This is a genomic window from Pseudomonas sp. ACM7 (assembly GCF_004136015.1).
Classification (GTDB): domain Bacteria; phylum Pseudomonadota; class Gammaproteobacteria; order Pseudomonadales; family Pseudomonadaceae; genus Aquipseudomonas; species Aquipseudomonas frigoris.
Genome location: NZ_CP024866.1, coordinates 1701902 through 1724969 on the forward strand (window position 1 = coordinate 1701902; position 23068 = coordinate 1724969).

A 23068-nucleotide genomic window follows, 5' to 3' on the forward strand; every position below is an offset into this window, starting at 1 on the left:
ACCATGACCACTTCAATTCCAGCGGTAGCAGTCGATCAAAGCCTGCTGTATCCGTCTCCATACAAAGAATTCTGGCAAGCGTTCTCCAAGAACAAAGGCGCCGTCGCCGGCCTGCTGTTCATGCTGCTGGTGATTTTCTGCGCACTGTTCGCCCCGTGGGTAGCACCGCATAACCCGAGCGAGCAGTACCGCGACTTCCTGCTGACCCCGCCGTCCTGGCTGGAAGGTGGGCAAATCCAGTTCCTGCTCGGCACCGATGAACTGGGTCGCGACCTGCTGTCGCGGCTGATCCACGGTTCGCGCCTGTCCCTGCTGATCGGCTTGTCGTCGGTGGTGATGTCGCTGATTCCGGGCATCCTTTTGGGTCTGTTCGCCGGGTTCTTCCCGCGCTTGCTCGGTCCGACCATCATGCGTCTGATGGACATCATGCTGGCCCTGCCGTCCCTGCTGCTGGCGGTGGCGATTGTCGCCATCCTCGGCCCTGGCCTGATCAACACCATTATTGCCATCGCCGTGGTTTCGTTGCCGTCCTATGTTCGTCTGACCCGCGCCGCGGTGATGGGCGAACTGAACCGCGACTACGTGACCGCCGCGCGCCTGGCCGGTGCCAATCTGCCACGCCTGATGTTCGTCACCGTGCTGCCCAACTGCATGGCGCCGCTGATCGTTCAGGCCACCCTGAGCTTCTCCTCGGCGATTCTCGATGCCGCCGCACTGGGCTTCCTCGGCCTTGGCGTTCAACCGCCAACCCCTGAGTGGGGCACCATGCTGGCTTCTGCTCGTGACTACATCGAACGCGCCTGGTGGGTGGTAAGTCTGCCTGGTTTGACCATTTTGCTCAGCGTGCTGGCAATCAACTTGATGGGCGACGGCCTGCGCGATGCGCTGGACCCGAAACTCAAGAACGCCGCCTGAGGAGATTTAAATGTCATTGTTAGAAATCAAGAATCTCAACGTTCGCTTCGGCGACAAGAACGCCGTTCCGGTGGTCGACGGTCTCGACATTACCGTGGACAAGGGCGAAGTTCTGGCCATCGTTGGCGAATCGGGTTCCGGCAAGTCCGTGACCATGATGGCGCTGATGGGCCTGATCGAACATCCGGGGATCGTCACCGCCGACGCCCTGAATTTCGACGGCAAGAACATGCTCAAACTGAGCAACCGTCAGCGTCGGCAGATTGTCGGCAAAGACCTGGCGATGGTCTTCCAGGACCCGATGACCGCGCTGAACCCGAGCTACACCGTCGGTTTCCAGATCGAAGAAGTGCTGCGCCTGCACCTGAAAATGTCCGGCAAGCAAGCCCGCGCACGCGCCATCGAACTGCTGGAAAAAGTTGAAATCCCGGGTGCCGCCAGCCGTATGGATGCTTACCCGCATCAACTGTCCGGTGGTATGAGCCAGCGTGTTGCAATCGCCATGGCGATTGCCGGCGAACCGAAATTGCTGATCGCCGACGAACCGACCACGGCACTGGACGTCACGATTCAGGCCCAGATCATGGACCTGCTGTTGGCACTGCAGAAAGAACAGAACATGGGCCTGGTGCTGATCACTCACGACCTTGCGGTCGTGGCCGAAACCGCACAACGCGTGTGCGTGATGTACGCCGGCCAAGCGGTCGAAGTGGGTCAGGTGCCTCAGCTGTTCGACATTCCGGCGCACCCGTACAGCGAAGCGCTGCTCAAGGCGATTCCGGAACACAGCCTGGGCGCCACGCGCCTGGCGACGCTGCCGGGCATCGTTCCCGGTCGTTATGACCGTCCGCAGGGTTGCCTGCTGTCGCCGCGTTGCCCGTACGTGCAGGATACCTGCCGTCAGCAACGTCCAACCCTTGACCCGAAAAGCAACAGCCTCGCCCGCTGCTTCTACCCGCTGAATCAGGAGGTGGCGTAATGGCCGTCGTACTTACCGCCCGCGACCTGACCCGTCACTACGAAGTGTCCCGCGGCCTGTTCAAGGGCCATGCGACCGTTCGCGCCCTGAACGGTGTGTCGTTCGAACTGGAAGCCGGCAAGACCCTCGCCGTTGTAGGCGAATCGGGCTGCGGCAAATCCACTCTGGCCCGCGCCCTGACGCTGATCGAAGAGCCATCCTCCGGCTCCTTGAAAATCGCCGGGCAGGAAGTCACCGGCGCTGACAAGGCCCAGCGCAAGCAACTGCGCAAAGACGTGCAGATGGTGTTCCAGAGCCCGTACGCATCGTTGAACCCACGGCAAAAAGTCGGTGATCAACTGGCCGAGCCGCTGCTGATCAACACCAACCTGTCGGCTGCTGAACGTCGCGAGAAAGTCCAGGCGATGATGAAGCAGGTGGGCTTGCGTCCTGAGCACTACCAGCGTTATCCGCACATGTTCTCCGGTGGTCAGCGCCAGCGGATCGCCCTGGCCCGCGCGATGATGTTGCAGCCTAAAGTGCTGGTCGCGGATGAACCGACTTCGGCGCTGGACGTGTCCATTCAGGCGCAGGTGCTGAACCTGTTCATGGACTTGCAGCAAGAGTTCAACACCGCTTACGTGTTCATCTCCCACAACCTGGCGGTGGTGCAACACGTCGCCGATGACGTGATGGTGATGTACCTTGGTCGCCCGGTAGAAATGGGCCCGAAGAACGACATCTACGAGCGTCCTCTGCACCCGTACACCCAGGCGTTGCTGTCGGCCACCCCAACCATTCACCCGGACCCGAACAAGCCGAAAATCAAGATCGTCGGCGAATTGCCCAACCCGCTGAACCCGCCGTCCGGCTGCGCATTCCACAAGCGCTGCCCGTACGCGACCGAGCGCTGCAGCACTGAAGAGCCGGCCCTGCGCCTGCTCGACAGCCGCCAGGTGGCTTGCCACTACGCCGAGCAGTTTCTCGACGGCGTGGCATAAAAATGTGGGAGCGGCGGTGCGGCGATCCGACTTGCTCGCGAAGAGGGAGTGTCAGTCACCATTAATGTGCCAGACATACCGCTTTCGCGAGCAAGCCCGCTCCCACAGGGATACATGACCTGTTCAATAGCCCCTTCTGCTTCGATTGCGCATCAATCGGTCAGAAGGGGTTTTCTTTTGGCTGTTATTTAAGCCCCTTCATCCTCGTCGGGGTCCGGTTCGTCGGTGGTCGAGTCGTCATCGCCCGCGCTGCCACCCTGATCTTGATCGCCCGGCTCCGATTCGGATTTGGCGATCATCAGGGCAGTGTGCGTCACCCGCCCGCTCGAGGCCTGCTCACCGTGGTCCGGGCACTCCGCCCACGCTGCCGACATGCCAACCGACAGCATCACCAAAACCTTAAGCAACAGCACAATGCGTTGAAAAATGCTCATAGCCGAATCCATCCTGCATAAGTGAAGCGTGGGTGTCTGTGTGGCACTGAATGAAATTTAGTTCCGATCAGCGCGGTTCTCCAGATAGGACGCTAACGAATGGACGGAATGCCATTGGCAGGGAGATTGGTTTTGAATAAGGGTTATCTCCAAACCAACTAACAGCGATGATCCCTGTGGGAGCGGGCTTGCTCGCGAAGGCGGTCTATCAGCCAACATTGATGTCGACTGACACTCCGCCTTCGCGAGCAAGCCCGCTCCCACATGAGACCGAGTTGGCAATAAAAAACCCCGGGGCTCACGCATCGGGGTTTCCGGTTTCTCAGCTCAGAGCTTAGTGATGCTCACGCGTCGCACGGAATTTCACGTCCGGCCAGCGCTCTTCCATCAGTGCCAGGTTGACCCGCGTCGGGGCCAGGTAGGTCAGGTGACCACCGCCGTCGATGGCGAGGTTTTCCACAGCCTTGATCTGGAATTCTTCGAGCTTCTTCTTATCGCTGCAATCGATCCAGCGCGCGGAATAGACCGTAATCGGCTCATAAGAGCACTCGACCTTGTATTCCTCTTTCAAACGGCTGGCGACCACATCGAACTGCAGCACACCGACGGCGCCGAGGATGATGTCGTTGCTGCGCGTCGGGAAGAACACTTGGGTCGCGCCCTCTTCCGCCAATTGCTGCAGACCCTGGCGCAGTTGCTTGGATTTCAGCGGATCGCGCAGGCGCACGCGACGGAACAGTTCCGGGGCGAAGTGCGGGATACCGGTGAAGCCCAGGACTTCGCCTTCGGTGAAGGTGTCGCCGATCTGGATGGTGCCGTGGTTATGCAAACCGATGATGTCGCCGGCAAACGCTTCTTCCAGTTGCTCACGCTCGGAGGAGAAGAAGGTCAGCGCATCGCCGATCCGCACGTCTTTGCCGGTGCGCACGTGGCGCATCTTCATGCCTTTTTCGTACTTGCCGGAGCAGATACGCATGAAGGCAATGCGGTCGCGGTGTTTCGGGTCCATGTTCGCCTGGATCTTGAACACGAAGCCGGCGAACTTCTCTTCAACCGGCTCCACGGTGCGCTCGTTGGCGACACGGGCCAACGGTTTCGGCGCCCAGTTGACCACGGCGTCGAGCACGTGATCGACACCGAAGTTGCCCAGTGCAGTACCGAAGAACACCGGGGTCAGTTGGCCGTCGAGGAATTCCTGTTGATTGAATTCGTGACAGGCGCCCTGCACCAGTTCCAGCTGATCGACGAAGCGATCGTACTCGTCGCCCAAGTGTGCGCGAGCTTCATCGGAGTCGAGCTTCTCGATGATTTTCACATCGGTGCGCTCGTGGCCGTGGCCCGCGGTGTACACGATGATGTAGTCGTCGGCGAGGTGATAAACGCCCTTGAAGTCGCGGTAGCAACCGATCGGCCAGGTGATCGGCGCTGCCTTGATCTTCAGGACCGCTTCGATTTCGTCGAGCAGTTCAATCGGGTCGCGGATGTCACGGTCGAGTTTGTTGATGAAGCTGACAATCGGCGTGTCACGCAGACGGCAGACGTCCATCAGCGCGATGGTGCGTGGCTCTACACCCTTACCGCCGTCGAGGACCATCAAGGCCGAGTCCACCGCCGTCAGGGTGCGGTAGGTATCTTCGGAGAAGTCTTCGTGGCCCGGGGTGTCGAGCAGGTTGATCATGTGCTCGCGATACGGGAACTGCATGACCGACGTGGTAATGGAAATACCCCGTTGTTTTTCCATTTCCATCCAGTCGGAGGTGGCATGGCGGTCAGACTTGCGAGATTTCACCGTGCCAGCAATCGCAATCGCCTTGCCCATCAGCAAGAGCTTCTCGGTGATGGTGGTTTTACCGGCATCGGGGTGGGAAATGATGGCGAAAGTGCGGCGTTTCGCGACTTCGGCGGCCTGTTTGGTCATGGGAAATCGCCTGGCAGGTGATTCAAAAAAGGGCGGCGAGTATAGCTTAAAAAGTGACCTACGGACCACCGTCCGTAGGGCTTCCCGAACACCGCATCCCCTGTAGGAGCTGCCGAAGGCTGCGATCTTTTGATCTTGTTTTTTTTAAGACCACCGAAGATCAAGATCAAAAGATCGCAGCCTTCGGCAGCTCCTACGGTGGCTATTTGCTGTTAATTATGGAACCTTTTAAAAGGTGCAGACGTCCACTCCCCTGTTACGGCACTCGTATCAGGGGCTGAAAAATCAGCAAGTTGGCCTGACGAGGCTGCGCTTATGGCTCGATCTCATGCGGTTTCATCAGCATGAAGAGCTGCTTCTCGCGAACGTTGTTATCCCGGCAGCCAGGAATGGCATTGCCACACGGGACTGCGTTCGCCGACAAAGAAAAAGGAGTCCGCCTGTGGCTATTCGCTATGGCAAGGGGCTGATAGGAGGTGCGGTTGTCGTCGCCCTTCTGGCCCTGCTGGTCCACTGGATTGGCATCAACACGATCGAACATTACCGCGACGATTTGTTGTTTTACCTGCAAGCCCATTTGATTCTTGTCCTTGTTTCCATGCTGGCCGCCCTCATTGTGGGCATTCCCGCCGGCATCTTCCTCAGCCGCCCGACCATGGTGGGCCGCGCTGAACGCTTCATGCAGATCTTCAACATCGGCAACACCGTGCCGCCTCTCGCCGTACTGGCCATCGCCCTGGGCATCCTCGGCATCGGCAGCGGCCCCGCGATCTTCGCCCTGTTCCTCGCCTCGCTGTTGCCGATCGTGCGCAACACCTACGAAGGCCTGAAAAACGTTCAGGGTTCGCTCAAGGAAGCGGCCGTCGGCATCGGCATGACACCGACTCAGGTGCTGTGGCGGGTCGAACTGCCAAACGCCGTGCCGATCATCATCGGTGGCGTGCGCGTGGCGCTGGCGATCAACGTCGGTACCGCACCGCTGGCGTTCCTGATTGGCGCCAACAGTCTGGGCAGCCTGATTTTCCCTGGCATCGCCCTGAATAATCAGCCGCAACTGCTGCTCGGCGCGGCCTGCACCGCCCTGCTGGCCTTGCTGCTCGACGGCCTGGTGACACTCGCCAGCCGCCTCTGGCTCGAACGCGGCTTGCGCCCGTCTTAAGCCTCGGCAAAGGAATCTCTATGAAAGCTCTTTTTTTAAAAGGCAGTAGCTTAATTTTAGGCTGCGCCCTGCTGTTCGCAGGATTTGCCCAAGCCGCTGAAAAACCCGTGATCCGCATCGGCGCCCGGGTGTTCACCGAACAAACCCTGCTGGCGGAAATCACCTCCCAATACCTGCGCACCAAGGGTTACGACACTCAGGTGACCGGCGGTCTGGGCAGCAACCTGGCCCGCAGCGCCCACGAAAGTGGTCAGCTTGATTTGATGTGGGAATACACCGGCGTTTCGCTGGTGGCTTACAACCACATCACTGACAAGCTCGACAGCGCTCAGTCCTACGCCAAGGTGAAAGAACTCGACGCGAAAAAAGGCCTGATCTGGCTCACCCCGTCGAAATTCAGCAACACCTACGCCCTCGCCCTGCCAGAAAGCACCGCGAAAGCGTATCCGCAGATCAACACCATCAGCGAGCTGAACACGGTGATGCAGGCTGAGGCGAAGACCAATCACCTCGTCGCCCTGGACACCGAGTTCGCCAACCGCTCCGACGGTCTGGACGGCATGGTCGACCTCTACGGCATGAACCTGACCCGCAAAAACATCCGCCAGATGGACGCCGGGCTGGTCTACACCGCCCTGCGCAATGGTCAGGTGTTTGCCGGTCTGGTCTACACCACGGACGGTCGTTTGAACGCCTTCAAGCTGAAACTGCTGGAAGACGACAAGCATTACTTCCCGGACTACACCGCTGCGCCGGTGGTGCGTCAGGTTTACCTCGATGCCCATCCGAAACTCGCCGAAGAACTCAAGCCGCTGGCCGAACTGTTCGACGACGTCACCATGCGCCAGCTCAACGCGCGGGTCGATGTCGATCACGAAAGCCCTTCATCCGTTGCCGCCGATTTCCTGCGCCAGCATCCCATCAAATAAGGAGGAAAAGACATGGAATTTCTGAACGCCTTTTCCCATCTCGACTGGCCGCTGGTCCTGCAACTGACCGGGCAGCACATCACCCTCGTCGGTATTGCCGTGACCCTGGCGATTCTGGTCGGCGTGCCGCTGGGCATCCTGATGACGCGCTTCCCGACCCTCGCCGGCCCCTTGCAAGCCAGCGCCACGGTACTGCTGACCGTGCCGTCGATTGCGCTGTTCGGCCTGCTGCTGCCGTTCTACTCCAAGTTCGGCCAGGGCCTGGGCCCGATGCCGGCGATCACCGCGGTGTTTTTGTACTCGCTGCTGCCGATCATGCGTAACACCTACCTCGCTCTGACCGGCGTCGATCCCGGCATTCGCGAAGCCGCCCGTGGCATCGGCATGACCTTCGGCCAGCGCCTGCGCATGGTCGAGCTGCCGATCGCGGTGCCGGTGATCCTCGCCGGTGTGCGCACCGCCGTGGTCATGAACATTGGTGTCATGACCATCGCCGCCACCATCGGCGCCGGTGGCCTCGGTGTACTCATTCTCGCTTCCATCAGCCGCAGCGACATGTCGATGCTGATCGTCGGCGCCGTGCTGGTCAGTCTCCTGGCCATCTTCGCCGACCTGCTTCTGCAATGGCTGCAACGCACGCTGACTCCAAAAGGACTCCTGAAATGATCGAACTTCAAAACCTCAGCAAGACCTTCCAAAGCAACGGCAAAGATGTGAAAGCCGTGGACTCGGTAAGCCTGACCGTCAATGAAGGCGAGATCTGTGTGTTCCTCGGGCCATCGGGTTGCGGCAAAAGCACCACGCTGAAAATGATCAATCGCCTGATCAAGCCGACCTCCGGCAAGATTCTGATCAACGGCGAAGACACCACTGATCTCGACGCGGTGACCCTGCGTCGCAACATCGGTTATGTGATCCAGCAGATCGGTCTGTTCCCGAACATGACCATCGAGGAAAACATCACCATCGTTCCGCGTCTGCTGGGCTGGGACAAACAGAAATGCCACGACCGCGCCCGCGAGTTGATGAGCATGATCAAGCTGGAACCCAAGCAGTACCTGAATCGCTACCCGCGTGAATTGTCCGGTGGCCAGCAGCAGCGGATCGGCGTGATTCGCGCGCTGGCGGCGGATGCGCCGTTGTTGTTGATGGATGAACCGTTTGGCGCGGTTGACCCGATCAACCGCGAAATGATCCAGAACGAGTTCTTCGAGATGCAGCGCGCGCTGAACAAGACCGTGATCATGGTCAGCCATGACATCGACGAAGCGATCAAGCTCGGCGACAAGATTGCGATCTTCCGCGCCGGCAAGCTGCTGCAGATCGATCATCCGGACACGTTGCTGGCACACCCGGCGGATGATTTCGTCAGCAACTTCGTGGGTCAGGACAGCACGCTCAAGCGTTTGTTGCTGGTGAAAGCCGAGGACGCGGCGGACAACGCACCGTCGGTGAGCCCGGAAACCCCGGTGGCCGAGGCCCTGGAGTTGATGGACGAACTGGACCGTCGTTATGTCGTGGTGACTTGCGCCGACAACAAGGCGCTGGGTTACGTACGACGTCGCGACCTGCACCGTCAGACCGGCACCTGCGCGCAATACCTGCGCGAGTTCAACGCCACGGCGGCGTTTGACGAGCATTTGCGCATCCTGCTGTCGCGCATGTACGAGTTCAACCGCTCGTGGCTGCCGGTGATGGATGCCGAGCGGGTGTTCCTCGGGGAAGTGACCCAGGAATCGATTGCCGAGTACTTGAGCTCCGGCAAGTCCCGTGGTGGCAAGACCAGCATTGTGTCGCCGGCTGAGACTGCGGTGGCCTGACCGACGCCTTCGCGAGCAAGCCCGCTCCCACATTGGACCTGTGATCTGCATGCAATCCATGCATCAACACAAATCCCCTGTGGGAGCGGGCTTGCTCGCGAATGGCAGCACCACATATCCCGCCTGAAACACCTCAAATATCCCCTCTACGGGAACATCACACTGTCATGCAGGTCGGTTACATCAGTAGCTGTCCGGGACCGCACGACGGATGCGTGTAAAAACGCGACATTTTTTGTTGATCTCAAGCCCCTCACGCCCTAAAGTTCGCGCCGAACGTCCGTGCTGGAAACGATCCATCCGGCTCAAGTACTGACGACGAGACAGCAAGGCCAAGGGAAAGCACCGCTTCCCATGGCCTTTTTGCTTTCGGCGACATGCCTTGGGAAGTAGGCGAACCAAAGTGGGGATACGGAGGACGTTCAGGAGGGTGTGTCATCAATGAAATCACGAGTGCGCCGGAGCCTGCTTTTGCGCAGGGCAAGGCGCGAGGCCCGCGGTTTGGTTGTTCCAAATAAGGGACGAGCAACGCAGCCCTGCGCAAAAGCAGGCCCGGCCCTTCGAGTTGTGCCTGAGCGCGCGCCATGCTGCGTTGCAGGCCTTGCGAAGGGAATGACCATGAGCGGCGGCCTGCGCCTTGCCTGGCACGCGCTCAGGCGCAACGCACTCGCGATTTCATTGATGACACACCCTCGCACCCATTGATTAATCTAGTTTGCCAGTAGGAGTTCCCAGCATGTCGATCAACGTCGAAGACTATTTCGCGCGCGATACCTTCAACAAGATGAAGGCCTTCGCCGACAAACAAGAAACCCCGTTCGTGGTGATCGACACCGCGATGATCAGCCAGGCCTATGACGACCTGCGCGCCGGTTTCGAATTCGCCAAGGTCTACTACGCGGTCAAGGCCAACCCGGCCGTCGAAATCATCGACCTGCTCAAAGAGAAAGGCTCGAACTTCGACATCGCTTCGATCTACGAGCTCGACAAAGTGATGAACCAGGGCGTCGGCCCGGATCGCATCAGCTACGGCAACACCATCAAGAAATCCAAAGACATTCGCTACTTCTACGAGAAGGGCGTGCGTCTGTATGCCACCGACTCCGAAGCCGACCTGCGCAACATCGCCAAGGCTGCACCGGGTTCGAAAGTCTACGTGCGCATCCTCACCGAAGGCTCGACCACCGCTGACTGGCCTTTGTCGCGTAAATTCGGCTGCCAGACCGACATGGCCATGGACCTGCTGATCCTCGCTCGCGACCTGGGCCTGGTGCCTTACGGCATCTCGTTCCACGTCGGCTCGCAACAGCGCGACATCAGCGTCTGGGACGCGGCGATCGCCAAGGTCAAAGTGATCTTCGAACGCCTGAAAGAAGAAGACGGCATTCACCTGAAGCTGATCAACATGGGCGGCGGCTTCCCGGCCAACTACATCACCCGCACCAACAGCCTGGAAACCTACGCTGAAGAAATCATCCGTTTCCTCAAGGAAGACTTCGGTGACGAACTGCCGGAAATCATCCTGGAACCGGGTCGTTCGCTGATCGCCAACGCCGGCATCCTGGTCAGTGAAGTGGTGCTGGTCGCCCGTAAATCCCGTACCGCTGTAGAGCGATGGGTGTACACGGATGTGGGCAAGTTCTCCGGCCTGATCGAAACCATGGACGAAGCCATCAAGTTCCCGATCTGGACCGAGAAGAAAGGCGAGATGGAAGAAGTGGTCATCGCCGGCCCGACCTGCGACAGCGCCGACATCATGTACGAAAACTACAAGTACGGTTTGCCGCTGAACCTGGCGATTGGTGATCGTTTGTACTGGTTGTCGACCGGTGCTTACACCACCAGCTATAGCGCGGTTGAGTTCAATGGCTTCCCGCCGCTGAAGTCGTTTTACGTGTAAGCGATATTACAAGATAGAAGGTCCATGAAAACATGGACCTTTTTTTATTTCCGCAGCCATGACTCAACGTGGTCCATCATCGCCATACATTCATTAGCGCCCTCAATAGTCGCGCCCAATTTGAAATTCAACTCCCCTAGTCTGGACACACTCTTTGCCCGCAACAGCTCGTTGATCGCGCCCTCTATACGTTGATACATTTCCTCGATGAACAGCCCCATCTGCGAGTTAACAGAAGCGAACCCATCAAATAACACTGCAATATCGGCCTTATATTCTGCTGCCCTGACCACAGCGTCCCTGGAAGAATAAGCGAAGTCCCAGACAGGTGCAGTGTTATTCTCGCGAAACAACTCTTCCGCAACAGTCGGTTGTGGATGGCAATTACAGGATCGATGGTCCATCGCCCGCGTGAATACTGACTTCAGTCCAAACGACTCAACATACAGCTCCGTAATCGTATATTTCAGTTGTCGTATCGCAGCTTTTAGCTCATCAAATCGAAGAAACAACTCGTGAACCAAGTCTCGTACATCCTTTGGCGGAAATAACTTCCAGGTCGGGGACCTGGACAAACTGTACAACCTGAAATCCACTTGACCAACAGGTTCGTTCCTGGAAGTTTGCTTGGTAATTTCTAAAGATTCGCGGGCAAACGTTACGAGGTCTTCAATATAAGTTCTGCATAAACGCTTGGCTTCTTCAGTGCGCCCCCAAAACTCTTGTAGATATCGCGCATTAAACGGTGCATTGTTCAAGCGCGAATCCTTGGCCAGAACCGCCAGTTGATGGCCGCTGTTTCTACGGCGCTCAAATGCAACCGGTATACTGTTGAATGTCGGCTGCAGGGAACCAAGGAAATTGGTGTAACGATCTAATACACGCCGCTGCGCCGCGGTAAATTCATTGGCAAGTCTATTCATCTTTCATTTTAGAAGGGGTGGGCGTACGGCCCACCCCCTCGACTCCTTATGACTGCTGAATAGTCTTCATGTATTTAACAACGTCTGAGATCCGGGCAATTGCGGTATCCGCTCGCAACTCGACGGGCAGCGACTTATCTTGCTTGAATTCGCGAGAGAACTTTTCAACGTCGGCAACCAGATTCGAAAATTCATTCACGTATTCCCAGCGCCCATCGTCCAGCTTGTCCAGCGTCTTTACCAATTCAATCTTCCCATCAATCTGGGCGATATCTTTAGTGTGTTTTTGCGACTGCACTCTCAGATCGCCCGCTTTATCCTTGAGCCTGTTGTACGCCGCCAGCATGTTGAGATACGAAATGGCCTCGCCAATACCAGAGATCAATTTTTTAATCGTATCAACGGCCAACAATGCGACTTGAATCTGTGGCGGCGCCATACCCAGTGCTTTTAGATTTTCCAGTGATAGCTGCGCCTCTTTACCAATTTTTTCGACTCCTGCTTTCCCGATCAAGTCAATCGCCTCGGACACGGACTTCATCTGCGCTGTCAGCTCCGCCAATTTTTCTTCGGATTTGGTTTTTAGCTCTTCAGCGAATGCCCGATCCTGCTGCAGCGAAACAACCCATTTTTCCGAGGCAGTTCTGTCATAGGGAGAGCTGATACTTGCATGAAAACTTTTTAAATCTTCAGTTTGTGCGGACATTGCATTGAATACAATTTTGAGTTCCGCCTCCATATCCTCACGAACCTCGTCCACATCGTCCGGATACTCAAGCTCTGCCTGATAGGCTTTCAGTTTTTTCTCCGCACGTTCCAATTTGATACTGTTTGTCTGCGCCTGACTGCGCAGATCAGACGTTGTCTTATTGATAGTCATCGCCAGACTATTCATTGTTCTGACAGTACCAGGCAAGTAATCGTATTGTTCGACGAGCATTTGTGCAGTGGTGTTCGTTCCTTGCACCGCGGCGTCATGGCCACGCAAGTTCGCCATATTGAAAACTGAATTATCCGAATTATTAAATAGCGAAAACATCTGGACCCTACTCCTGAAAGTCAAACGATTATTCTCATATTCCTTATCTGCCTCTGCGAACACAGCCAGCAATTGATCAGAACTTACTTTTATCTGCTCCCAAGGATCAATGATACTGAGTATCTGATTTTTAAATCGCCGCAAAGAAGTTGCCTCCTCCAGCTTATCGACCTCTTGGACAGATGCATTGATATAAGTAGCCAACGCATTCCATACCAGCATAAGATTTTGAGTCGCGACTTCAGCCTCGATCGCAACGTAGCTCAGATTCTGAAGGTCATCCCGCACCTTGTTCAAGGAGTTCAGTGTCTGGCTTTTACTGGCCATTTTTTGATTAGCTGCTTGTTGCCCTTCCTTCAGTTTATTTCGTTCACTGCGTATCTTTTCAGCCTTGACACCCTGATAGATGCCGAGAATCAACCCGCCAATATTGAGGGTCGCTGCCGACTTGATCGCTTCCTGTACCAGTTGGTCATATTGCTTATTGAGCTCATCAATCTCTTTCGAGCGTTGGTCAATTTCAGCTTGCAGGACCTGAATATCAGCCTGATAAGTATTTTTGGAAACAAACTCTAATCGCAACTTTATTTCCGGCAACACTTCCGCGCGCATATCAGTGCCAAAGCTATCCAGTTCGGCTCTAACCCGCCTTGTCATGACATAACTTGACCTTCGCCAGCATGTCATTGAGGTATGCCTTGATGTCTGGAACATCACCCTCAGGCAAGCCAAGATCGGGAAGATTCGGAATCTTGGCTTTAAGTTTCTGATACTCCTCCGGCGTGTTGATATTGTGCTCTTCCAGATATTTCGATGCTTTGAGATCCTCATAGACCTCTACAATTCCTTTGCCAATCCTGATAATGCTACCACCGAAAACTTTAAGGTCGGTGCCTGTCAGCATTATCTTCTCGCGCAATGGCGACCAGCGTTTAGCATGATCATATGTCATTGTGAATGTGCGTAGAAAATCCCTGGACTTAAGTCCCACACGCCCTTCATCACCTGCGCCATAATTTAAATACGCAATAACATCTTGCAGCCGAACAGGAAGAGACAACCCTAAAGTTTCATACTTCCTCAGACTGACAATCTGCTGTGCGGTCAGCTGCATTCCGGGCTCCCGGCTATATACCTCACCATCGCCAGTTGACGCTTCCACAAATACTTTGGGCGCTTTCGCCGCTGCTTGGACGATCTTATCGTCCACCTTGAATTCCATTAGAGACTCCTTGTCTTCTTCGGATGTATATAAAATTTATGTTTCCATCGATACTGAGAGTGTTTACTCCACTCAATTACAGATATCGCGCAAAAAGACTTTAATACAGCACCACAGTTATCCACCAGAGTTCAAATATATAAAATCAAGACAAACCACAAGAGAAACATCGCCTTCACCCGACTTGACGTCATGACTTAAAGATGAACCCCACAAAATTACTGGCCGAATCACTCACTTAAACAACAACGGCAAAATCCCGGCGGATACTTTATCGCCAGACCTTTATGTCATAGGAACCAAGATAATAAGCCTTGTTGTGCGGTGCTCTTTATTGCGCAACCCTGCGTATCAAGGCAACTTCGCTATTAAGAAGATAGAAGTAACGATAAACCGTTACAGGCCGGCCAGCTGGGACAATCGCTGCCGGTAAGCATCAGCCATCTCACGAATTTGCGGATGATGTGCGTCTAGTAATGACTCACTGCTCACCCGCAAGAAATTCACATTCCCCCCGACCAGCGCCTTGCGCAACCAGCCAAGTGCTTCATAGACTCGCCCCTCATCGGCCAGCACCGCCGCGTAACTGAACTGCCCCCGAAAATCCCCACCTTCGGCAGATCGCTGATACCACTGCCGTGCCGCGAGTGGATCAGCGAGGCAAACCTTGCCATCTTCCAGATAACGCCCCAGCAGGTTCATCGACTTCGCATGGCCCAACGCGGCCGCCTGGCGATACAGGTTCAGCGCTTGCAACTGATCCTCGATCACCCCGCGCCCGGTGGCCAGCAGGTTGGCGTAGTTGTACATCGCCCAATCCAGTCCGGTATCGGCGGCCTGGCGGTAATGAACAACGGCAACGGCGGCGTCGGCAACGCATCCCCAGCCATGCTCATGACAACGACCGAGCATGTTGCGCGCCATCAGGTGTCCACCCTGAGCAGCGATCCCGAACCAACGCAAGGCCAGCGGCTGATCCTGCTCGATACCCTGCCCGTCCAGCAGAATCTGCCCGAGCAAGGCCTGAGCATCGAGCACGCCTTCGCGGGCAGCGATCAGAATCGCCTGTGCCGCGCGCGCCGGGCTTTCGTCGAGCATGGATTTGAGACGATCACCATCGAGGACTTCCTCGCGGCGCAGTCGATAACTCATACCTCGACCCAGCGACGCAACAGGTTGTGATAAGTACCGGTGAGGCGAATCAGCGAAGGGTGATCGGGCATGTCCTGGGTCAGCTGCTGGATCGCCCCGTCCATCTCGAACAGCAAGGCGCGCTGACTGTCTTCGCGGACCAGGCTTTGGGTCCAGAAGAACGAGGCGTAGCGAGTGCCGTGCGTCACGGCGTTGACCTTGTGCAGGCTGGTGCCGGGGTACAGAACCATGTCGCCGGCCGGCAACTTCACCCGTTGGGTGCCGAAAGTGTCCTGGATTTCCAGTTCGCCGCCGTCGTAGTCGTCCGGCTCGCTGAAAAACAGAGTGGCCGACAAATCGGTGCGCACTCGCTCGAGGCTGCCTTTGGGCTGGCGCACGGCGTTGTCGATGTGAAAGTCGAAACTGCCGCCGGCCGTGTAACAGTTCAGTAACGGAGGGAAAACCTTGTGTGGCAACGCGGCCGACATGAACAGCGGATTTTTCCACAGCCGTTCCAGCATCGCCGCGCCGACTTCCTTGGCCAGCGGATGACCTTCAGGCAGCTGCAGATTGTGCTTGGCCTTGGCCGACTGATAACCGGCGGTGATTTTGCCGTCGGCCCAATCTGCCTGCTCCAGAGCCTCGCGGATGCGCTGCACTTCTTCTTTCGCGAACACGCCGGGAATGTGCAGCAGCATGGGATGACACCTGAAGACAAAGAGGCGGCAATGGTATTGATTCTTATTGACTCTGTAAAACCCCTGTGACGAACGAGACAGTAAAAACCGTAAGGGTAAATTGTAAAGAATGTAAATTCCTCGCGAATAGTAACGTTTCGCAATTGATACAAATACCTGTTTACCCTATATTCCGCGGCCTCAAATCCTTGGGGAGGGGAATTCTCATGTCACGCCAACAACCACAATTACCGGTCAGTTCACCGCGTTTGCTCGCGTCTGCAATTGGCGTGGCGATCACTGCCAGCTCTGCGGGCCACATGGCTTTCGCGGCTGAAAAGACCGACGAAAAAGCACCGAGCAACGTGATTTCCCTGGGCGCTACCGCTATCACCGGCGAGACCCAGGACGAGACTTCCTACAACGTCGAAAAAGCCTCCTCGCCCAAGTACACCGCACCGCTTGTGGACACGCCGCGTTCGATCACCGTCATCCCGCAACAAGTGCTCAAGGACACTGGCGCCCTCAACATGCAGGACGCCCTGCGCACTGTTCCAGGCATCACCTTCGGTGCCGGTGAAGGCGGCAACCCGCAAGGCGACCGCCCATTCATCCGCGGCTTCGATGCCCAGGGCGATACGTATCTGGACGGCGTGCGCGATACCGGTTCGCAGAGCCGCGAGATCTTCGCCGTTGAGTCGATCGAAGTCAGCAAAGGCCCGAACTCGGCCATGGGCGGCCGTGGCGCTGCCGGTGGCAGCATCAACCTGGTGAGCAAAAAGGCGCACCTTGGCAATTCGCTCGATGGCGGTTTCACCTGGGGTTCCGACCAGACCCAGCGTTACACCATGGATGGCAACTATCAGTTCACCGACACCGCCGCTGGCCGTCTGAACCTGATGAGTCACGAAAGCAACGTCGCCGGCCGTGACACTGTCGATTACGATCGCTGGGGTATCGCACCGTCGCTGGCCTTCGGCCTGGGCACCGACACTCGCGTCAACCTCGACTACTACCACCTGGAAAGCAACGACACGCCAGATTCCGGCATTCCATACAGCATTCCGGTCGCAGGCTCGACGGCTCGCACCAAGTCCAACCCGGACAAGCCTGACGATGGCGGCGACAGCAGCAACTTCTACGGCCTCGACGGCCGCGACTTCCGCAAGGGTCGCACCGACACCGCAACCATCGCCATCGAGCACGATCTGAGCGACGCGCTGACCGTCAAGAACACCCTGCGCCACGGCACCAGCATGCAGGACTACATCCTGACCCAGCCGGACGACAGCAAGGGCAACGTCAACAACGGCAGCGTCTGGCGTCGGGCCAACACCCGGGTCAGCAACACCGAAACCACCACCAACCAGACCGATCTGTTTGGCGACGTCTACATCGCCGGATTCAAAAACAGCTTCTCTACCGGTATCGAGTTGAGCCGCGAGGAAAGCGAAAAGTCCTCGTATAACGTCAACACCGACACCACCCCGGGAACAGCTGCCGCGACCACCAACTGCTCGCCGGCGTTGATTGGTGCGCCGAGCGGCTACAACTGCACCTCGCTGTCCAACCCGAACCCGAACGACCCATGGAACGGTGCAATCTCGCGTAACTACGCTGGCACCGACACCAAAGCCAACACCTATGCGCTGTATGTGTTCGACACGCTGGAGTTGTCCGAGCAATGGCTGGTGAACATGGGTCTGCGTTATGACCATTTCGACACCCAGTACCGCACCTTTGACAGCGCAGGGGCGACTGTCCTAAACAAAGGCGTACCTGCAAAAGGCAAAGACACCAGCGAATTCGTCACCGGTCAATTCGGTGTGGTCTACAAGCCGGCCGAAAACGGCAGCATTTATGCGTCCTACGCGACTTCTGCCACTCCACCTGGCGCCACCCTCGGCGAAGGCATGGACGGCAACCCGCTGGGGGGCACGGTTAATCGCAACAAAGATGTGCTCAAAAGCGACATGGAGCCGGAAACCACCAAGAACTACGAAATCGGTACCAAATGGGACCTGCTGAACGATCGCCTGTCGTTGACCGCCGACATCTTCCGCACCGAGAAAGAAAACGCTCGCGTTCAAGTCGACACAACCGCCTATGAAAACGCCGGCAAAACCCGCGTTCAAGGTATCGAACTGTCGGCCAGCGGCAAGATCACCGACAAATGGCAAGTGTTCGCCGGTTACGCATACATGGACAGCGAGCAGGTCGATGGCGGCCCGCTGAACCGCGCCACCGAAGGCAACGAGCTGCCTAACACACCGAAAAACAGTGCCAGCTTGTGGACGACTTATCAGGTCACGCCGAAGCTGACCATCGGTGGCGGTGCGTTTTATGTCGATGATGTGTTCGGCAGCGTGGCCAATACCACCATGGTTGATTCCTACGTTCGTTACGACGCAATGGCCGCGTACAAGCTGAGCAAAAACGTCGACCTGCAACTGAACGTGCAGAACCTGACCGATGAAACCTACTACGACAAAGCTTTCTCGACCCACTTCGCCAACCAGGCGGCGGGCCGTACGGCATTGCTGAGCACCAACTTCCACTTCTGATAGAAGCGTGAAGACCAGGGCCCCGTTCATCCAGGTGAACGGGGCTTTTGTGCGTAATAAAGAATGTTTCTCGACAACCCACGGCATAATGCCCGCCGTGATCATTATTTTCGAACGAACAAGGCGAGTGACGTGTTGAAGAAAACCCTGTTCCAGTTGCACTGGTTTTTCGGCATCAGCGCCGGACTGGTCCTGGCCCTGATGGGCATCACCGGGGCGACGGTGTCGTTTCAGGATGAAATCCTGCGCGCTCTGAACCCTTCTGTGTTGCAGGTCGAGAAGCAGGTCGCTGGCGTCCTGCCGCCCGCCGAACTGGTGGAAAAAATCGAGGGTGCCTCGGGCAAGAAAGTTTCGATGCTCTGGGTCGAGACTGACAGCGGAAACGCCGCGCGCGTGATCTTTACCCCGCCACCGGGCGAGCGCCGTGGGCAGATGCGCTACTTCGACCCATACACCGCCGAGTTCATGGGCGACGCCACTGGCCAGGACTTCTTCGGCCTGATGCTGCAACTGCACCGCTTCCTCGCCATGGGCGATAGCGGTCGGCAGATCACCGGTGCCTGTACGCTGATACTGGTGTTCTTCTGCCTGTCCGGCCTTTACCTGCGCTGGCCGCGCCAGTGGAAAAGCTGGCGCGCCTGGCTGACCCTCGACTGGAAGAAAAAGGGCCGCAGCTTCAACTGGGATTTGCACTCCGTCGCCGGCACCTGGTGCCTGGTGTTTTACCTCCTGGCAGCGGTCACCGGGTTGTCCTGGTCCTATGAGTGGTACAACAAGGGCCTGACCCGATTGCTTTCCGACTCACCGCAGAACGAGCGCGTTCGCGGCGGTCGCGGCCCGGCGCCAAGCGGCCCGGCCCCCACCGCCGACTACGCCGCGATGTGGAGCAGCATCTACAGCGCCGCCGGTCCGGCACTGAGTGCCTACAACATCCGCATGCCTCCCGTGGCCGGGCAGCCGGCAACCGTGTTCTACCTGTTGAACACCTCACCCCACGACCGTGCGCTGAACCAGATCACGCTGGACCCGGCGACCGGCATCGTCGCGCGGCATGATCGCTACAGCGACAAGAGCCTCAAGGCGCAACTGCTGACCAGCATTTACGCGCTGCACGTCGGCAGCTATTTCGGAATCATCGGGCGGATCATCCTGACGATCAGCGCGCTGACGATGCCGCTGTTTTTCGTCACTGGCTGGTTGTTGTACCTCGATCGTCGACGCAAGAAAAAGCAGATCAAGGATGCCCGCAAAGGCCTCGCACAACCGGGTAGCGACGCGCCTGCATGGCTGATCGGCTTCGCCAGCCAGAGCGGCTTTGCCGAGCAACTGGCGTGGCAGACCGCCGGGCAATTGCAGGCTGCGGGCCTGCCAGTGAAGGTTCAGCCGCTGGCGGACGTCAGCGAGCAAGACTTGCGTGATTCCAGCAATGCGTTGTTCGTGGTCAGCACCTTCGGCGACGGCGAAGCGCCGGACAGCGCCCGGGGGTTTGAGCGCAAAGTGCTGGCCCGGACGTTGAGCCTGGAAAGCCTGAACTACGCCGTGCTGGGCCTCGGTGATCGGCAGTATCAACATTTCTGCGGTTTCGCTCGACGCTTGCACACATGGCTGGGCGAGCACGGCGGCAAGACCCTGTTCGCCCCGGTGGAGGTCGACAGCGGCGACCCTTACGCCTTGCGTCACTGGCAGCAGCAACTGGGTCTGCTGACCGGACAGGCGCCCGTGGACACCTGGCAAGCACCAAGCTACGACAACTGGACCCTGACCCGCCGCGAACTGCTCAACCCTGACAGCACGGGTTCTGGTGTGTACTTGCTGGGCCTCACCGCCCCCACCACCAGCAGTTGGCTGGCCGGTGACCTGGTGGAAGTGTTGCCGCGCAATTGTCCGTGGACGATCGAACATTTCCTCGATGGCCTGGGCATTGACGGTCGCGCCACGGTTGCGCTCGGTGGCCTGTCACAACCGCTGGAGCAAGCCCTCGCCAGTCGACAACTGCCGGAAAACAGAGCTCACCTGGTCGGCCTGCATGCCCAGGCGCTGGTGGATGCGCTGGTGCCCTTGGCCATGCGCGAATACTCCATCGCCTCGATCGCCGCCGATGGCGTACTTGAACTGATCGTACGTCAGGAACTGCATCCCGACGGCAGCCTGGGCGTCGGCTCCGGCTGGCTGACCGAACACGCCCCGGTGGGCGGCACCATCAGCCTGCGCGTACGGCGCAACAGCGGTTTCCACCTGCCGGTCGAGCCAGTGCCGATGATCCTGCTGGGCAACGGCACCGGCCTGGCCGGGCTGCGCAGTTTGCTCAAGGCGCGGATTGCCGATGGGCAGCAGCGTCATTGGCTGTTGTTCGGCGAACGCAATCGCGAGCATGACTATCTGTGGCGCGATGAGCTGGAAGACTGGTTGATTTCGGGCGATCTGGAGCGGCTGGACCTGGCGTTCTCGCGGGATCAGGCCGAGAAGATCTACGTACAGGATCGACTGCGCGAGTCGGCTGGGGAGTTGAAGAAGTGGCTGGCTGAGGGTGCGGTCATTTACATCTGCGGCAGCTTGCAAGGGATGGCTTCAGGCGTGGATCACGTGCTCAACGAAATACTCGGAATTGCAGAGGTCGACCGCCTGATCGAGCAAGGCCGCTACCGCCGCGACGTCTACTGACCCCCCACAATCCCTGTGGGAGCGAGCTTGCTCGCGATGACGGTTTTACATTCAACAAATCTGTTGGCTGTTAGACCGTAATCGCGAGCAAGCTCGCTCCCACAGGGGTCAGGTGTACAACTCTCGACTTCTTTTCACTCCGGCTGCAGCTTCTGCTCAAACACCCCAACCCCATCCAAATCCCGCAACACCACACTCATCTCCCCCGTCTGCCCATCAATATTCACCTCACCAAAAAACTGAAACCCGGCAAACGGCGAGGTGTTCTGTGCCGGTGGTGCTTTCTCGAACACCACCTCGGGACCAAAGGTCTTATCCAGCAAATCAGGCCCGAAACTCCCAGCATTCAAAGGCCCGGCGACAAACTCCCAGAACGGTTCGAAATCCTGAAACGCCGCACGGTCCGGATGGTAATGGTGCGCGGCGCAGTAATGTACATCCGCCGTCAACCAGACAAAATTGCGCACCTGCTGCGCCCGCAGAAAACCCAACAATTCGGCGATTTCCAGTTCACGCCCCTGGGCCGGACCCGGATCGCCATTGGCCACGGCTTCCCAGCGCGCCACACCGGGGCTGACCTCACCATCCGGTACGCCGAGGCCAATCGGCATATCAGCAGCGATGACTTTCCACTGGGCCTTGGAGGCCTTCAACTCACGTTTGAGCCAGTCCAGTTGTTCACGTCCAAGGAAAGGTTTAGCGGCCCCCAGGTTGTCGTCATTGGCCCCGCGATAACTGCGCATGTCGAGCACGAACACATCGAGCAACGGACCGTAACCGAGCTTGCGATAAATCCGCCCGCCACCATCGGCGCTCTGCAACCGCATCGGTGCGTATTCAAGCCAGGCCTGACGCGCGCGATCGACCAGGCTGTGGATATCTTTGCTCTTGTAGCGATCATCCAACTGCTTGCCCGGCGACCAGTTGTTCACCACTTCATGGTCGTCCCATTGCCAGATCTGCGGGACCTCGGCGTTGAAGCGGCGGATGTTTTCGTCCATCAGGTTGTAGCGGTAATTGCCGCGATAGTCGTCGAGGGTTTCGGCGACTTTGCTCTTGGCTTCAGTGGTGATGTTGCGCCACACGCGGCCGCTCTCTGTGGTGAGCTGCGCAGGTACGGGGCCGTCGGCGTAGATGGTGTCGCCGCTGTGGATAAAGAAGTCCGGCAGGCGCAAACGCATGGCTTCGTAGATGCGCATGCCGCCGATGTCCGGGTTGATGCCGAAGCCCTGGCCCGCAGTGTCGCCACTCCAGACGAAACGGATGTCGCGACGGGTTTGCGGCACGCTGCGCAGATGGCCGAACCAGGGTTCGCTGGCGACGCCGCTCTGGGCGTCTTCGAAGTGCACGCGGTAGAAAATCGCCTGGTCGGCGGGCAGGCCAGTGAGTTCGACGCGGGCAGTGAAATCGGTATTGGAGACGGCCAATGGCGAGACAAAACGACGGGGGTTGCTGAACAGGCTGCGGGTGTCCCACTCCACCACCATTCGCGCCGGACGATCACATCGGCTCCAGATCATCGCCCGATCGCCCAGCACGTCGCCAGACTGCACGCCATCGGTGAGTTGCGGACGATCCTTGACCGAGGCAATCACCGCCGGCGCCAGGCCTGGCAACAACAGCCCGGCACCGACGGCTTGTATGACACGACGGCGACCGAGGTCGAATTCACTCATGGTGCTCTCCCTGAAAAGGAAAACTAAAGCATGGCTCGATGACTCAGGCATGACACAGAAATCTGCCAGTACAGCAGATCCCTTGTGGGAGCGGGCTTGCTCGCGAAAGCGGTCTAGCAGCCAACATATTTGTTGAATGCC

The 23068-nt window shown here is 57.7% G+C and carries 18 protein-coding genes; 10 read left to right on the forward strand and 8 right to left on the reverse strand.

Annotated elements, in window-relative coordinates; all coding sequences use genetic code 11:
• The first annotated feature begins 3 nt into the window (after positions 1-3).
• From CUN63_RS08120 to CUN63_RS08130, 3 genes are read left to right on the forward strand one after another with little or no spacing between them, the layout of a single operon-like run.
• Positions 4-915: an ABC transporter permease subunit gene (locus CUN63_RS08120; RefSeq protein WP_046046053.1), complete on the forward strand. Its 912-nt coding sequence runs from the start codon at positions 4-6 to the stop codon at positions 913-915.
• 10 nt (positions 916-925) lie between these two features.
• A complete protein-coding gene (locus CUN63_RS08125; RefSeq protein ID WP_129438545.1) occupies positions 926-1894 on the forward strand; it encodes an ABC transporter ATP-binding protein in 969 nt (322 codons plus the stop codon).
• A complete protein-coding gene (locus CUN63_RS08130) occupies positions 1894-2874 on the forward strand; it encodes a peptide ABC transporter ATP-binding protein (RefSeq protein ID WP_129438547.1) in 981 nt (326 codons plus the stop codon). The genes CUN63_RS08125 and CUN63_RS08130 overlap by 1 nt, the downstream gene beginning before the upstream one ends.
• Positions 2875-3062: 188 nt before the next feature.
• Here CUN63_RS08130 and CUN63_RS08135 read toward each other — a convergent pair whose 3' ends face one another.
• Both CUN63_RS08135 and CUN63_RS08145 read right to left on the reverse strand, forming a co-directional pair.
• Positions 3063-3308, reverse strand: coding sequence for a hypothetical protein (locus CUN63_RS08135; protein ID WP_129438549.1), 246 nt, complete (start codon positions 3306-3308; stop codon positions 3063-3065).
• A gap of 334 nt (positions 3309-3642) precedes the next feature.
• Positions 3643-5226: a peptide chain release factor 3 gene (locus tag CUN63_RS08145; protein WP_129438551.1), complete on the reverse strand. Its 1584-nt coding sequence runs from the start codon at positions 5224-5226 to the stop codon at positions 3643-3645.
• 442 nt (positions 5227-5668) lie between these two features.
• On the opposite strand from CUN63_RS08145, the gene CUN63_RS08155 reads away from it, so the two are divergent.
• From CUN63_RS08155 to CUN63_RS08175, 5 genes are all read left to right on the forward strand, one after another.
• Positions 5669-6385, forward strand: coding sequence for an ABC transporter permease (locus tag CUN63_RS08155; protein WP_129438555.1), 717 nt, complete (start codon positions 5669-5671; stop codon positions 6383-6385).
• 20 nt (positions 6386-6405) lie between these two features.
• Positions 6406-7314 carry a glycine betaine ABC transporter substrate-binding protein gene (locus CUN63_RS08160; RefSeq protein WP_129438557.1) on the forward strand — a complete coding sequence of 303 codons (909 nt, stop codon included), beginning with the start codon at positions 6406-6408 and terminating at the stop codon, positions 7312-7314.
• Positions 7315-7326: 12 nt separating this feature from the next.
• Positions 7327-7980, forward strand: coding sequence for an ABC transporter permease (locus tag CUN63_RS08165; RefSeq protein WP_008148960.1), 654 nt, complete (start codon positions 7327-7329; stop codon positions 7978-7980).
• Positions 7977-9134: a betaine/proline/choline family ABC transporter ATP-binding protein gene (locus CUN63_RS08170; RefSeq protein WP_008148962.1), complete on the forward strand. Its 1158-nt coding sequence runs from the start codon at positions 7977-7979 to the stop codon at positions 9132-9134. Before CUN63_RS08165 ends, CUN63_RS08170 begins: the two co-directional genes overlap by 4 nt.
• Positions 9135-9870: 736 nt before the next feature.
• Positions 9871-11034, forward strand: coding sequence for a type III PLP-dependent enzyme (locus CUN63_RS08175; protein ID WP_033058084.1), 1164 nt, complete (start codon positions 9871-9873; stop codon positions 11032-11034).
• 44 nt (positions 11035-11078) lie between these two features.
• On the opposite strand, the gene CUN63_RS08180 is transcribed toward CUN63_RS08175, so the two are convergent.
• From CUN63_RS08180 to CUN63_RS08195, 5 genes are all read right to left on the reverse strand, one after another.
• Positions 11079-11957 carry a hypothetical protein gene (locus tag CUN63_RS08180; RefSeq protein WP_129438559.1) on the reverse strand — a complete coding sequence of 293 codons (879 nt, stop codon included), beginning with the start codon at positions 11955-11957 and terminating at the stop codon, positions 11079-11081.
• Positions 11958-12003: 46 nt separating this feature from the next.
• Positions 12004-13653 (reverse strand): alpha-xenorhabdolysin family binary toxin subunit A, encoded by a 1650-nt coding sequence (locus CUN63_RS08185; RefSeq protein ID WP_256657676.1) that lies wholly within the window; start codon positions 13651-13653, stop codon positions 12004-12006.
• On the reverse strand, positions 13637-14218 hold the full coding sequence (locus tag CUN63_RS32090; RefSeq protein ID WP_256657677.1) for a hypothetical protein: 582 nt from the start codon (positions 14216-14218) through the stop codon (positions 13637-13639). Before CUN63_RS32090 ends, CUN63_RS08185 begins: the two co-directional genes overlap by 17 nt.
• Before the next feature lie 396 nt (positions 14219-14614).
• Positions 14615-15370, reverse strand: coding sequence for a tetratricopeptide repeat protein (locus CUN63_RS08190; RefSeq protein ID WP_129438561.1), 756 nt, complete (start codon positions 15368-15370; stop codon positions 14615-14617).
• Positions 15367-16047 (reverse strand): Fe2+-dependent dioxygenase, encoded by a 681-nt coding sequence (locus CUN63_RS08195; RefSeq protein ID WP_129438563.1) that lies wholly within the window; start codon positions 16045-16047, stop codon positions 15367-15369. The genes CUN63_RS08190 and CUN63_RS08195 overlap by 4 nt, the downstream gene beginning before the upstream one ends.
• A gap of 206 nt (positions 16048-16253) precedes the next feature.
• Between CUN63_RS08195 and CUN63_RS08200 the strand changes: the two genes are divergently transcribed.
• Complete coding sequence (locus CUN63_RS08200) at positions 16254-18590, forward strand: TonB-dependent siderophore receptor (RefSeq protein WP_129438565.1); 2337 nt, start codon at positions 16254-16256, stop codon at positions 18588-18590.
• A 132-nt stretch (positions 18591-18722) separates the two neighbouring features.
• Entirely contained in the window at positions 18723-21251 is a 2529-nt protein-coding gene (locus tag CUN63_RS08205) for a sulfite reductase flavoprotein subunit alpha (RefSeq protein WP_129438567.1), read from the forward strand.
• A 134-nt stretch (positions 21252-21385) separates the two neighbouring features.
• Here the strand turns inward: CUN63_RS08205 and CUN63_RS08210 are convergent, their stop codons facing one another.
• Complete coding sequence (locus CUN63_RS08210) at positions 21386-22927, reverse strand: alkaline phosphatase (RefSeq protein ID WP_129438569.1); 1542 nt, start codon at positions 22925-22927, stop codon at positions 21386-21388.
• Positions 22928-23068 lie beyond the last annotated feature (141 nt).